The organism is Pseudokineococcus sp. 1T1Z-3 (assembly GCF_037482365.1).
In the GTDB taxonomy this organism is placed as follows: domain Bacteria; phylum Actinomycetota; class Actinomycetes; order Actinomycetales; family Quadrisphaeraceae; genus Pseudokineococcus.
Map to the genome: position 1 here is coordinate 527,591 of NZ_JBBHZF010000023.1, position 12,194 is coordinate 539,784.

At 72.8% G+C, this 12,194-nt stretch carries 12 protein-coding genes, 1 pseudogene and 1 other annotated feature; of the genes and pseudogenes, 9 read left to right on the top strand and 4 right to left on the bottom strand.

Features of this window, described 5'->3' with window-relative positions; genetic code table 11:
• The first annotated feature begins 443 nt into the window (after positions 1 to 443).
• From WDV86_RS09815 to WDV86_RS09825, 3 genes are read left to right on the top strand one after another with little or no spacing between them, the layout of a single operon-like run.
• Positions 444 to 659 carry an antitoxin VbhA family protein gene (locus WDV86_RS09815; protein ID WP_339567442.1) on the top strand — a complete coding sequence of 72 codons (216 nt, stop codon included), beginning with the start codon at positions 444 to 446 and terminating at the stop codon, positions 657 to 659.
• Positions 659 to 1,471 carry a Fic/DOC family protein gene (locus WDV86_RS09820; RefSeq protein WP_339567443.1) on the top strand — a complete coding sequence of 271 codons (813 nt, stop codon included), beginning with the start codon at positions 659 to 661 and terminating at the stop codon, positions 1,469 to 1,471. Before WDV86_RS09815 ends, WDV86_RS09820 begins: the two co-directional genes overlap by 1 nt.
• On the top strand, positions 1,468 to 2,010 hold the full coding sequence (locus WDV86_RS09825; protein ID WP_339567444.1) for a recombinase family protein: 543 nt from the start codon (positions 1,468 to 1,470) through the stop codon (positions 2,008 to 2,010). Before WDV86_RS09820 ends, WDV86_RS09825 begins: the two co-directional genes overlap by 4 nt.
• Before the next feature lie 219 nt (positions 2,011 to 2,229).
• Here the strand turns inward: WDV86_RS09825 and WDV86_RS09830 are convergent, their stop codons facing one another.
• Positions 2,230 to 2,568, bottom strand: coding sequence for a hypothetical protein (locus WDV86_RS09830; RefSeq protein ID WP_339567445.1), 339 nt, complete (start codon positions 2,566 to 2,568; stop codon positions 2,230 to 2,232).
• 461 nt (positions 2,569 to 3,029) lie between these two features.
• Between WDV86_RS09830 and WDV86_RS09835 the strand changes: the two genes are divergently transcribed.
• Complete coding sequence (locus WDV86_RS09835) at positions 3,030 to 4,094, top strand: hypothetical protein (protein WP_339567446.1); 1,065 nt, start codon at positions 3,030 to 3,032, stop codon at positions 4,092 to 4,094.
• Between the two features lie 451 nt (positions 4,095 to 4,545).
• On the opposite strand, the pseudogene WDV86_RS09840 reads toward WDV86_RS09835, so the two are convergent.
• Positions 4,546 to 5,025, bottom strand: a pseudogene (locus WDV86_RS09840) (IS3 family transposase); the annotation flags it as partial.
• Positions 4,925 to 5,025: a sequence feature (AL1L pseudoknot), on the bottom strand. Its footprint overlaps the pseudogene before it by 101 nt.
• Between WDV86_RS09840 and WDV86_RS09845 the strand changes: the two are divergent.
• The 3 genes from WDV86_RS09845 to WDV86_RS09855 all read left to right on the top strand — a co-directional run bounded on the left by WDV86_RS09845 (position 5,004) and on the right by WDV86_RS09855 (position 6,598).
• The gene (locus tag WDV86_RS09845; RefSeq protein WP_339567483.1) at positions 5,004 to 5,357 is read left to right on the top strand and encodes a hypothetical protein; all 354 of its coding nucleotides are present in this window, start codon (positions 5,004 to 5,006) and stop codon (positions 5,355 to 5,357) included. The pseudogene WDV86_RS09840 and the gene WDV86_RS09845 sit on opposite strands and share 22 nt — an antisense overlap.
• Positions 5,358 to 5,646: 289 nt before the next feature.
• A complete protein-coding gene (locus WDV86_RS09850) occupies positions 5,647 to 5,958 on the top strand; it encodes a hypothetical protein (protein WP_339567447.1) in 312 nt (103 codons plus the stop codon).
• A 109-nt stretch (positions 5,959 to 6,067) separates the two neighbouring features.
• On the top strand, positions 6,068 to 6,598 hold the full coding sequence (locus WDV86_RS09855) for a DUF427 domain-containing protein (RefSeq protein ID WP_339567448.1): 531 nt from the start codon (positions 6,068 to 6,070) through the stop codon (positions 6,596 to 6,598).
• A 30-nt stretch (positions 6,599 to 6,628) separates the two neighbouring features.
• On the opposite strand, the gene WDV86_RS09860 is transcribed toward WDV86_RS09855, so the two are convergent.
• The gene (locus tag WDV86_RS09860; RefSeq protein ID WP_339567449.1) at positions 6,629 to 8,383 is read right to left on the bottom strand and encodes an alkaline phosphatase D family protein; all 1,755 of its coding nucleotides are present in this window, start codon (positions 8,381 to 8,383) and stop codon (positions 6,629 to 6,631) included.
• 263 nt (positions 8,384 to 8,646) lie between these two features.
• On the opposite strand from WDV86_RS09860, the gene WDV86_RS09865 reads away from it, so the two are divergent.
• Positions 8,647 to 9,039: a universal stress protein gene (locus tag WDV86_RS09865; RefSeq protein WP_339567450.1), complete on the top strand. Its 393-nt coding sequence runs from the start codon at positions 8,647 to 8,649 to the stop codon at positions 9,037 to 9,039.
• A gap of 117 nt (positions 9,040 to 9,156) precedes the next feature.
• On the top strand, positions 9,157 to 10,110 hold the full coding sequence (locus WDV86_RS09870) for an acetamidase/formamidase family protein (protein WP_339567451.1): 954 nt from the start codon (positions 9,157 to 9,159) through the stop codon (positions 10,108 to 10,110).
• A 13-nt stretch (positions 10,111 to 10,123) separates the two neighbouring features.
• Here WDV86_RS09870 and WDV86_RS09875 read toward each other — a convergent pair.
• A partial coding sequence (locus tag WDV86_RS09875; protein WP_339567452.1) for an Ig-like domain-containing protein occupies positions 10,124 to 12,194 on the bottom strand: 2,071 nt, incomplete at its 5' end.

A 12,194-nucleotide genomic window follows, 5' to 3' on the forward strand; every position in this document is an offset into this window, starting at 1 on the left:
GGGTAGCGGGACGGGCGGCGCCGAAGCGCTTGAGCTCGGTGGCGGCGCTCGAGGCCATGCCACGGGTGGTGGGTCTCCTCGGCCGCCGTCGTTGTAGGAACCCTCCTGTTCAGGTGTTCGCGGCGTCATTCGATCGTTGGAGCGACAGCCAGCTCGACCCGCGCGGGGTCCGGCGTGTCGGCGTCCGCAACTCGCGTCCGGAACCGAGGTGTCGCTCTACCTCGACGGGGACGGTTCTGGACGGTGGGCACGGCCGAGCCGGGTAACGACCGTTTGTCGACCTCGGTCGTCGACGGCGCCTGAGGTGGCGAAGAGGTCGGGGCGGTGGCCAAGAAGTCGTGCGGAGAATCTAAGGCCGGGAACCGCCAGTCACGGACTTTTGCTGGCTCGATGGGTAGACTCAGGGTCATCGTCGAGGTCAGGGGTGTCCGGTGTACGAGTCGATGTGGACACAGCGGTTCCCCGAGCACTTCGCCCGGCTGGACGACGAGGGTCGTTTCGCGCTGACGCAGACGTTGGCTGATGGGTACCTGGAGGGCTGGGAGCCGACGTCGCAGGAGGTCGCCAACCTCGTCGACGTCGAGCTCGGGGTGATCGACCGGGCGGAGTACATGCGCCGGACGCTGTCCGCCGGGCCGGACGCCGCCGCGGCCGGCTGATGCCGTCCGCAGAGTGGGAGAGCTACTTCTGGCCGGGAACCGCGGTCCTGCGCAACCGGTTCGGTGTGCGCGACGGCGTGGAGCTCGCGCGTCTGGAGTACGCCGCCACGGCGGTGCGTCGGGGGGAGCTCTCGCGTGGCGAGGCCCAGGTGGAGGCGACCTTCGACGCCGAGCACCTGCGGGGTCTGCATCGGCACCTGTTCCGGGACGTCTACGACTGGGCGGGTGAGTTCCGCAGCGTCGACATGGCCAAGGACGGCCTCCCCTTCGCCCCCACGCGTCTGGTCGGGCACTACCTGGCGCAGACCCGCGACGCCGTCGCCGGCGTGAACTGGGCCCGGGTGGACCGGGCCGGCTTCGCCCACGCGATGGCGGCGGTCTACGCCCCGCTGAACCAGGCGCACCCCTTCCGGGAGGGCAACGGCCGCACCGGCCGGGCGTTCCTGGACGACGTCGCACAGTCCTCGCCCTTCCGCCTGGACCGTTCCAGGGTCACACCGGAGGTCTGGAACCAGCGCTCGGCCATGTCCGGCCCCGACCAGGGGTACCTGCTGGTCCACCCGCAGTGGCTCGAGCCGGTGTTCGCGCAGATGACGGTCGAGCGGCCGGCGGGCGCCGCCGGTCAGGCCATGACGCCCGAGGAGCAGCGCCTGGCCGGGCACTACCGCTCGCTGCGCCAGGGCCTCGGCCCGGTCGGCGGGTACCGCCCGCCAGAGCCGGGAAGGGGCGGGGACGAGCCGGCGGCAGGAGCCCGACGTCACTACGGCCGCGGGCTGGGCAACGGGGCCGAGGACAAGGGGGCAGGGCGGTGAGCGTGGTCGGGTACGCCCGGGTCTCCACGATCGAGCAGGACCCCGCCCTGCAGCACGACGCCCTCACCGCGGCCGGCGCGGTGCGGGTCTTCACCGACTACGCCTCCGGGGCCACCACCGCCCGACCGCAGCTGACCGCCGCGCTGGACTACCTGCGCCCCGGCGACGTCCTGGCCGTCTGGCGGATCGACCGACTCGGCCGCTCGGTCACCAACCTCGTCGCCCTCGTCGAAGACCTGTCCGACCGCGGCGTGCAGTTCCGATCCCTGACCGAGGCCATCGACACCACCACCCCCGGCGGAGAGCTCGTCTTCCACATCTTCACCGCCCTGGCCCAGATGGAACGACGCCTCATCTCCGAGCGGACCCGCGCCGGCCTCGCCGCCGCCCGCGCCCGCGGCCGCAAGGGCGGGCGACCCACCGTCATGACCCCGACAAGCTCGCCGCCGCCCGGTCCCTACGCGCGTCCACCGACCTGCCCCTGGCCCAGATCGCCGCCCAGCTCGGCGTCGGCCGCTCCACCCTCGTCACCCACTTAGCGGCGTCCCGGCGCGCCGATGGCGAGCCGGCTTCACCTCCGGCGGTCGCGCCCGGAGAGGCTCCTATTCGTAATGGTCCACGGGTGGGTGGCCATACAGTGTGGCTGCCGGAATGGCGCGTTGGTAGGCGTACTCCCCTCTCATCGCCGACGCATGGCTCACAGGCGGAGGGCCACGCCCCCTGGCAGGAGGCGTGGCCCTCGCGAGTGGGACTCTCGATCAGCGTCGCTTCTTCTTCTTCCCCGGAATCGGCCCGAAGATCGCCTCGGCCAGACTCATGGAGGGGGTGCCGCGCGGGCCCGGTCGGCTGAAGGTCGTGAACCCGTTGCCGGTCTTCACCTTATGGCTGTGGCCCGGCCCTCCGTTGTTGGAGTAGATGTCCTTCTTGGGGGTCATGGGTCCACCCCAAGTGCTGCCCGAGTTGTAGCTTCGGGTCTTGAAGCCCCCGTTGTAGCTGTTGGTCACGGGGCCGCGCCTCTCGTACTTGCTGGCCATGATCATCTCCCAACTCGCGCCTCTGGCCTCTCCATCGGCGATGGGGAAGACGTTGCCGCTCACTGAGATGGAGGACAACCCCATCTTGCAAAGATGGGCCAAGTTGGATAAGGTTCCAGTTTGGTCCATGTGGCATCATCGATGGAGTGACTATGTCGACACGGGGCTCCGAAGACGGTCGTCGACGTGGCCATCAAACGCGAGTAGCCCGGTCGCGCACAGCGCTCGTAGAAGCGCTCGTTGAACTGGTCGCCGAGGACGTGGCGCGTGGTGGGACGGGTCTACACCTCTCGCCCGCCTCCGTCGCGCGGCGAGCCGCCGTGTCAACATCCACATTGTATAACAGGTTTCCTAAGGGTTTGCCCGAGGTGGCTTCAGAAGCCGTCGGCAGGGCGAGGCAGGGGCGCGAGTACCCCATTGCGGCGTTGGAAGTGCTCGCCGCTACGTATAATGAGACGTCTCGTGTGCGAGGATCAGCTGATGGGCGCCTTCGCGCTGCCCTAGCGCGATGCCCAATAGATCCCTTGGACGTCAGAGAAGACGACCTCGACCATCTGAAGGACACCTGTTTGAAAGCGCGTGCGGCCGCTTCTCCAGAGGTCGCCGCACGTGCCATGTTATATCTAGCGCAGGTGCGCGGTCCTGCGTCAGGTGACTCGCTGGCTCTGGCAAGAGCGGCTTGCGGCTACCTTCAAGGTGCTGCTGGCTATGAGGAAGAGCACAGGACGGCGTTACGTACCGCAGTTCGTGTCGGTAGAGTTTCTTTCTTTTCGGACGATGACTGGGCCTTCGTGGCGCATGCGTTGGGCCAGTTGTCGGTACCGCACCACCCGTCCGATAAGCAGCACTGGCAGTGGAAGCTCGACGCTCTTCTAGTACAGCGTGCCGTCAGCGGAGATCCGTTGCAGCGGATCGAAGATGCTGTCTTGTCCTTCACTAAGGAAGTGTTGGAGGCGCCTCGTGTGGTTCTGAGTGATGCTGTAGTGAGTGGTTATGCCCGAACTTGCAGCATAGTTGCCCAGGCGGGTCTCCTGGGTAGAGAAGCCATCGTGACTACCGCTACTACCGCTTACGAGCTGGATCAGCGGCTCCAAACAAACTACCTGGATACGCTTACGTGCGTTTACCGGCTGCAGCTCATCCGTAACGCAATTGCCCTCGATCTTCCACCTGAGGAGATCTTCGATCCGACGGAACATCACATACCAAACGCTGGAGGAGTTCTCTGGGCGCCCTATGCGGCAGTGTTACGGCGCCGCCTTGGCTTCTCCAATACCGCGCGCTCGGAGCGGGCGTTCTTGGATACAGTGGCGGACTACGCTTTTCTAAAGCCTCAGGAATTATCTGAGGTTGCTGATCGTATAGGACTGATTGGCGTCGACGAGCGAGTTGTGGCCGCCCGGACGCTTGACCCCGCGGCTGATCCGGCGCTGGTGCTAGTGGATGAATTAGCCAGTCTGGTTCAGAAGCTTATGGTCACGCAAGCACAGTCGGAAGAGGTGCGTAGGCGCGCGCGTACATTGTCCATGCTGTTACATGATGAACTACTAGAGCCGTTTGATTCTCTCAGCGTGGACGACGGTGGCTGACGGATAAATGCGCGGCTGTGTGGTCGGCCGTCGAGGTGGTCAGGGGATCAGGAGCGAGTAGGTCTTCGCCCTTGCGCCCGCGCTGGGTGGTCTCAAGGTTGCGGTCGGGTTGTTGCTTTGGCGGACGGCGTCAGGATGACCGCATCCATGGGCGATCTTGGGCGCATCTTCTCGGGGTCGCTGGGGCCCGTCGGTGCCGACGCGGGTGGCCGCGGAAGTGTCGGGGCTCACGCGGTCGTGGCTGCGGGTGACTCGTCCTGGTGGGACGCGAGGCGCCGATCCGACAATGGAGACTGGAGCCATGCCCGCACCTCGTAAGTTCGATGAGGAGACCCGCGCCCGAGCGGTGTGCATGTACACCGACTAACTGGCTGATCATCCCGGCTCGAAGCTGGGCGCCCGCCAGCACGTCGGGGGCCTTCTCGACCCACCCGACGATCGCCCTGGATCAGGCGCCTGCGATGAAGCAGACGTAGGCGACCCCGGCCCAGGTCGGCACGCACGTCAGGTCGGTGACCCACAGCTGGTTCGGTGCGGTCGCGGTGAAGTCCCGTCGGACAAGGTCGGGGTGGCGGGCCGCGGCCGGGTCAGCCCTCGTGGTCCGCACCCGCTTGGTACGGCGGGCGCCTTCGCTGCCCATCGCCCGCGTCAGCCGGGCGACCTGATCGCGCCCGAGGTCCATGCCGGCGCGGCGGGCGGCCGTACACAGCTTCCGGGCGCCGTAGACGCGGTAGTTGTCCTCCCACAACGCCCGCGGCGCCGGCCCGGTGGCCTCGTACCGTCGGGCCCTCGCCGACGGCTGACGGGCCTTGGCCGCGTAGTACGTGTTCAGGGGCACGTGCGGGACCCTGCAGATGGGCTCGACCCCGAGCTCGTGCCGCTTGGCGTCGATGAAGGCGACTAGCTCTTGTGCTGGCGGTCGAGCTCCACCCCCAGTCGAGGTTCTCCCCGCTGGCGGCGCTGGGTCGTCGGCAGGGGGTGCCGTCGGGGCAGGTCGGGCGGGACGCCTACGAGGTGGCCCAGCGGTACGCGCTGGGGGAGCAGACCCGGGAGCAGATGCTGGAGTCGTTGACGACGTGGCCGTACGAGCCGAGCCGGGGTGTGCAGGCCGGTGAGTGGGACCTGGCACCGGCCTCGGAGCCGGCGGGGTCCTTCGAGGCCACGGTCGGTCGTGCCCTGGACGACGGCTCGCTGACGGGCGAGGACTACGACGCCGTCCTGAATGCCCTCGCCAATCGAGCGGGCCCGGAGTCGTGGACGTAGCCAGGGATGCTCTTGGCGGGGTGTGCCGCCGGCCAGGCCGGGACGTTGAGTCGGCGGCTGGGGTAGGTCTGCCCTCGTGAGTGAGGACGAGTCGACGGGAACGGCAGCCGTCGCCGAGCACCGAGCCCTGCTCGTCCGGTAGGGCACCGAGCGCCTGACGCCGCGGCGGCAGGGGTCGGCGCGTCGGCCGGTGCGGGGTCCGTCGATGCGGGGCCCGTTGAGGCGGGGCGGTGTCGAGACCCGGAGCTGGGCACGTCAGCGCCCCGGCTGGGCGCCCTCGTCCTCGACGGTGCTCCTGTCCGTGCACGTCGACCTCGGCTGGCCCGAGCCGGCGTGGCCCGGCGGCGCGCCGCGGCTGGTCGGAGCAGGCGCCGTGGCCCACGCCCTCTACCCCGACCCCGACAGCGCGGCCGGCGACGTGGAACGCACCCGCCAGGGCCTGACCGCCGACCTCGCCTCGCTCCGCCGTGACGCCGCACGGACCACCACCGCGGACGGACGCGGCTCGACCGAGCCGCTCGCCCACGGGGCGGGCGCCGGCGGGGCCCACCGCTCCCTGCCCACCCGCGGCGGCTGGGGACCCGGCGACCCACCGTTCTGACCCCGCGGGCTGACGGGCCGCCCCCGCGCTGCTCGACCCGCCGCTGCTCGACCCGCCGCGGCCCGACCCGCCGCTGCGCGGGCCGCCGCCTCGGGCGCACACTGGCGGCGTGCGTCGCGCTGGTCACCCGGAGCCGCTGCCCGCCGGCCCGGGGCAGGAGTCGGTGTGGGACTACCCGAGGCCGCCCGCGCTCGTGCGCAGCGACCGGCTCGTCGAGGTGCGCCTGGGCCCAGGAGGCCCGCTGCTCGCTCAGACGCGGCGGGCGTGGCGGGTGCTGGAGACCAGCCACCCGCCGACCTGGTACGTCCCGCGCGAGGACGTGGCGGCCGGGGTGCTGGTGCGCTCGGACGCCGCCGCGACGACGTGCGAGTGGAAGGGCCGGGCCACCTACTGGGACGTCGGCGCGCCCGCCGGGGCGGGCGGGTCGCCTGCCCGGCTGCACGCCGCGGCGTGGTCCTACGAGGACCCGACCGCCCGCTTCCGGGAGGTCGCCGGGGCGGTCGCCTTCGCGCCGTCCCGGGTGGCCGCCAGCGTCGACGGCGAGGTCGTCCGGCCGCAGGAGGGCGGCTTCTACGGCGGCTGGGTCACCGACGACGTCGTCGGTCCCTTCAAGGGAGGCCCCGGCACCTGGGGCTGGTGAGGGCCCGTGGCCGTCCGGCCGCGGGACCGCTCAGCCGAGGAGCATCTCCACGTCCCGCCGCAGCCGGACGTCGGCGGGCTCGCGCGGGTCGGTGCCCGGCCCCCCGCCGGGCTCGGCCTTCTCGAAGACGACGCGCGCCGAGCGGCCCTCGAGCGCCAGCGTCGCGAAGCCGTTGCCGAACAAGGGGCCGGTGCGTGAGCGCCACGAGACCTCCAGCGGCGCGACACCGACCGAGCGGCGCAGCAGCCGTCCGAGGACGCGCGCCGGGGCCGTGTGCATGACCCGGTAGGCCAGCGGCAGCCCGGTCGGCATGGCGTTGCGCAGCGGCGAGCTCGTGATCTGCACGACGGGCGAGCGCACGCCCCGCTCGGCGGGGTACCGCAGCGGGGCGACGTACCCGTGGTGCACGTCCCCCGACAGCAGCAGCACCGTGCTGGGCTCGCGGCCCAGGCGCCCGGCGGCGACGTCGCCCAGGCGGTCCACGAGCCGTCGGAACGAGACCTCGAAGGCGCCCCAGTGCTCCAGGTCCACGCCCTGGCGGATGGCCTCGGCGACCGGTCGGAACCGCTGGCCCCACCGCCCCGCCGAGGCCGTCTCGGCGTTCCACACCTCCAGGTCGTGCAGCGCCGGCTCCAGCAGCACCGGCAGCGAGGCGGCCACGAGCAGGTGGTCGACGTCCCCGCCGAGGTGCTCCTCGACGTGGGCCCACTCCTGCTCGTCGAGCATCGAGCGGTGGTCCTCGGACAGGACCCGGCCCGAGCGGGTGTCGACGACGACGAGACGGGTGCGCCCGAGGTCGCGCACGTAGGACCACTCCGACGTGCCGCCGCCGTCGATCTGCTCGTCCGCGGCGACGGCGAACTCGCGCAGCACCTCGGCGGCGTCGCCGTCCTCGCCGACCTCCCGGACCCGCGCCCACAGCTCGTCCTCCGCGAGCCGGTCGGGCATGAGGTTGCCCAGGTGCTGGTAGAGCCAGTACGAGGCGTAGGCGCCGACGATGCGCTCGCGCCACCACGGCAGCTGCTGCACCTGCTCGCGCCACGTGCGGCTGGTGTTCCAGTCGTCCCGGACGTCGTGGTCGTCGAAGATCATCGCCGAGGGCACGGTCGCGAGGAGCCAGCGGACCTCCGGGTCGGCCCAGCTCTCCCGGTACAGCCAGGTGTACTCCTCGAAGTCCGCCACCTCGCCCCGCGGGGCCGCGTCGCCGCGCTTGGCGTCGATCCGCGCGCGCATGGACGGCGAGAGGCCCTCGTCGGCGTACACCTGGTCCCCGAGCATGAGCAGCAGGTCCGGCGGCTCCCGACCCTCCTGGCACGCCGTCGACAGCGCCACGAGCGCGTCCACGCCCACGCCGTCGGGGTGGGCGTCGCCGGTGCGGGTGAACGGCGCCGCCTGCGGGCGGTCTACCCGGCACGAGCCGAGCGCGATGCGCAGCAACGACGTGCCCGCCGTGCTGGCCGTCGGACCTCCTGCGCCCGGCAGCGGCCGGATCGTCGGCGCCGGGCGGGGGTCGCCCGGGCGCGGCCACGCCCGCTCGCCGTCCACCTCGACGACGTAGGGGACGGCGTCTGCCCCGTGCAGGCCCTCGACGACGACGACGGCGTAGTGGTGGCCGCCGACCGTGACCGTCCGCGCCCGGCCGCTGGCGTCCCCCGCGCTCACCACGACCTCGCCGCGCCGGGCCGTCTCCACCCACACCGTGGCGCTGGCGTCGTCGACGTGCCGCAGCATCGGGCCGAGGACCAGAGGACCGTCGTCGCCGGCGAGGTCGTCGGGGCTCGTCACCGCACCACCCTCGCAGCCCACGGCGGGCGCGCCTGCACCGGACTGCCGCGCGGGGCGCGTCTGCACCGGACTGCCGCGCGGGGCGCGGCGGGGCGACGCACGCCCCCACGCGGCGTCCAGGGCGCCGCTCCGCGAGGCGGGGGCGCACACCGACCAGGGTGCCACCTGCGGCGCGGTACGGCAGGCGTGGCCTAGGGTCGCGGGCGTCCGGCGCCACGACCCGCAGCCCACGCAAGGCGCCCGCACCCGCGAGGAGGCCAGTCGTGAGCGTCGTCGTCGGGTACGTCCCGAGCCCGCAGGGCGCCATGGTCCTCGAGCGTGCCGTCGCCGAGGCCCGCTCCCGCGGCACCCGGCTGGTCGCCGTCAACGTCGCTCGCTCCCCGGAGTTCGCGCAGGACTACAACGCCGACGACGCCGACCTCGACACCCTCGAGAAGCAGCTCGCCGTCGCCGGCGTCGAGCACGAGGTGCGTCACGCCGCCGGCGACCAGACCCCGGCGGACACCCTGCTCGACCTCGTCGACGAGGTCGGCGCCGCCCTCGTCGTCATCGGCCTGCGACGCCGCTCACCCGTCGGCAAGATGATGATGGGCAGCACCAGCCAGCGGGTCCTCCTCGACGCGCCCTGCCCCGTCCTCGCCGTCCAGCACGACTGAGACGCCCCCGCGCGGCATACTGGCCGGGCTAGACCTGCTGCGCAGCACCACGTCTGGTCGCCCCGGTGAGCCGGGGGCGGCGCCGAGAGGGGCCGCCCGGCCCGGGAAGCAGGACCCATGGCCCTCCCCAGGACCCGCCGCGGGCACGTGACCGCCTCGCACACCGTCTGGGACGCCACCCTCGAGCCCGTCGCGGTGGTCAGCTCCGGCGACGAGGTCGAGGTCGTCACCCAGGAGGCCTCCGGCGGCGGCATCCGCCCCGAGAGCACCGCCGCGGACATCGCGACGCTCGACCTGCGCCGCGTCAACCCCGTCACCGGCCCCTTCGCCGTCGAGGGCGCCCGCCCCGGCGACGCCCTCGTCGTCGACCTGCTGTCGGTCGACCTCGACACGTGGGGCTGGACCGCGCTCATCCCCGGCTTCGGGCTCCTCGCCGACGAGTTCCCCGAGCCGTACCTGCGCACGTCCGCCGTCGACTCCACGCCCGGCGGCGGCGGCGTCCAGGTGCTGCCCGACGTCGTCCTGCCCCTGTCGCCGATGGTCGGCACCATCGGCGTCGCACCGCCCGAGCCCGGCCCGCACAGCGTCGTCCCCCCGCGGCGCTGGGGCGGCAACATGGACATCCGGGACGTCGGCCCCGGCGCCCGCGTCGTGCTCCCGGTCGGCGTCGAGGGGGCCCTGTTCTCCCTCGGCGACGTCCACGCCACCATGGGCGACGGCGAGGTCTGCGGCACCGGCGTCGAGACGACCGCGCTCGTCCGGGTCCGCCTCACCGTCGCCCCCGGCCGGGCGCCGGCGTCGCCCGTCGTCATCACCGACCAGCGCAGCTTCCGGCTGGAGACCGCCGTCGCGACGACCGGCATCGGCCCCGACCTCTACGAGGGCGCCCGCGACGCCGTCCGCCAGGCCGTCGACCTGCTCTCCGACGAGCGCGGCATCTCCCGCGAGGACGCCTACCTGCTGCTCTCGCTCGCGGCGGACCTCAAGATCTCCGAGGTCGTCGACGCGCCCCACTGGGTCGTGACCTGCCACGTGCCCCGCCGGCTGCTGCCGGGCTGGCCGCACGTCTGAGCCCCCCGGCCGTTCAGCGGCGTCGGCGTCGTCGGCTGAGCAGGAGGAGGGTGGCGCCGAGCAGGAGCGACGTCGCGGCGACGAGGACGGGACGTCCCGTCTCGGCGCCGGTGCGGGCCAGCGCCGTGGGTGAGGGGCTCGACCAGGCGTCGGTGCCGGCCTGCTGCGTCGAGGTGGTGACGACGGTGCTCTCGTCGTGGTCGGTCGTCCGGTCTGCGGTGGGCGTCGGGGGCGGCGCCGGCTGCACGCCGGGGTCAGAGGTCGGCGGGTCGGTGGTGGGCGGGTCGGTGGTCGGCGGGTCGGTGGTCGGGGGGCTCGGGTCGACCTGCGTGCCGGTGACGGTCATGGCCAGGGTGCCGGTCGTGGTCAGCCCGTCCCGGTCCGCGACGGTGTAGGTGACGACGTCCTCGCCGGTGAAGCCCGCGAGGGGGGTGTACCGCAAGGAGCTGCCGTCGACGACGACGGTGCTGCCGGCCCGGCTCACCGCCCCGACGAGGGTCAGGCCCTCGTCGTCGTTCGCGAGCACCGGCACCAGGACGGATCGGCCCGGGGTCGTCGTCGCCCGGTCGGGGTGCGTCTGCGCGGCCGTGACGAGCGTGACCGTGAGGGTTGCGTGGTCGGTGCCACCGGCGCCGTCGGCGACGGTGTACGTCACGGTCACGGGGTCCCTGCGTCCGGTGGCGGGCGTGACCTGGAGGCGGCCGTCGGGCAGGAGCGCGGCGGTGGCGCCGGGGCCGGGGGTGGCGCTGGTGACCACGAGGGCCTGGCCGGGGGTGGCCGGGACGTTCGGGTCGGCGTCGTTGGCCAGGACGTCGACGGCGACGGGCGTGGCGGGTGTGGTGGTGGCGGTGTCGTCGACGGCGGTCGGGGGGGCGTTGGTGACGGTGACGGTGAGGGTGGCCGGTGCGGAGGTGAGGCGGCCGTCGTCGGCGCGGTAGGTGGCGGTGACCGTGCCGGCCCACCCGTCGGCCGGGGCCGTGTACAGGAGGCGGCTCCCGGGGCCGAGGGTGAGCGTGCCGCGGACGGTGCCGCCGGCGTCGACCGGCTCGCTGAGGTCGGCGACGGCCAGGGGGTCGCCGTCGGGGTCGGCGTCGTTGGCGAGGACGTCGACGGAGGTGCTGCCGCGGGTGGCGACCTCGTGGCCGGTGTCGTCGGTGGCGACGGGGGCCTCGTCGCTGACGGTGACGGTGAGGGTGGTCGAGCTGGTCCCGCCGGCGCCGTCGGTGATCTCGTGGTCGACGACGACGTCGCCGAGGTAGTCGTCGGCGGGGTCGACGAGCACGCCCAGGCCGTCGGGGGTGACCGAGACGGTGGCCCGGCCGGAGCGCAGGGTCGCTGAGGTGACGCGCAGCTGCTGGTCGGTGCCGGGGATGTTGGGGTCGGTGTCGTTGGCCAGGACGAGGTAGGTGGCCGGCCCGGTGGTGGTGGTCCCGGCGACGTCGGGGACGGCGGTGGGGGCGGCGTTGGTCACGGTGACGTCGACGGTCGCGGTGCTCGTGGAGGTCCCGTCGGACACGGTGTAGGTGAACGTGTCCGGCCCGGCGTAGCCGGTGGCGGGGGTGTAGCGGACGGCGCCTGTGCCGGCGAGGGCGACGACGGTGCCGTGGGCGCCGTCGGTGACGGCGACGACGGTCAGGGGGTCGCCGTCGGGGTCGGCGTCGTTGGCCAGCACGGGGACGTCGACCGCGGTGCCGGTGCCGGTCGTGGCGGTGTCGCCGACCGCCACCGGCGGGCCGGAGACCACGACGGTGACGGTCACCGGTGAGGACGCGCTGACGCCGTCGGCGGCCCGGTAGGTGAAGGTGGTCCTGCCCGCGAAGCCGTCGGCGGGGGAGAAGGTGCCGGTCCCGTCCGGTTGCAGGGACAGCGTCCCCGCGGAGGGGGGCGGCGACGTCACGAGCTCCGCGGCGAGGGGGTCGCCGTCGGCGTCGGTGTCGTCGGCCAGGACGCTGCGGGGGAAGGTCAGCGAGGTGCCGGCCGGGGTGGTGAAGGTGTCTGGCGTGGCGACGGGCGTGGTGTTGGTGAGGGTGATGGTCGCGGTGCCGCTCGCGCGGCCGCCGCGGGTGTCCTCGACGACGTAGGCC

Excerpts from the sequence above, each read along its gene's own strand:
- WDV86_RS09820 (WP_339567443.1), top strand. The coding sequence starts at position 659 with ATGCCGTCCGCAGAGTGGGAGAGCTACTTCTGGCCGGGAACCGCGGTC.
- WDV86_RS09815 (WP_339567442.1), top strand. The coding sequence starts at position 444 with ATGTGGACACAGCGGTTCCCCGAGCACTTCGCCCGGCTGGACGACGAG.
- WDV86_RS09870 (WP_339567451.1), top strand. The coding sequence starts at position 9,157 with ATGGCCCTCCCCAGGACCCGCCGCGGGCACGTGACCGCCTCGCACACC.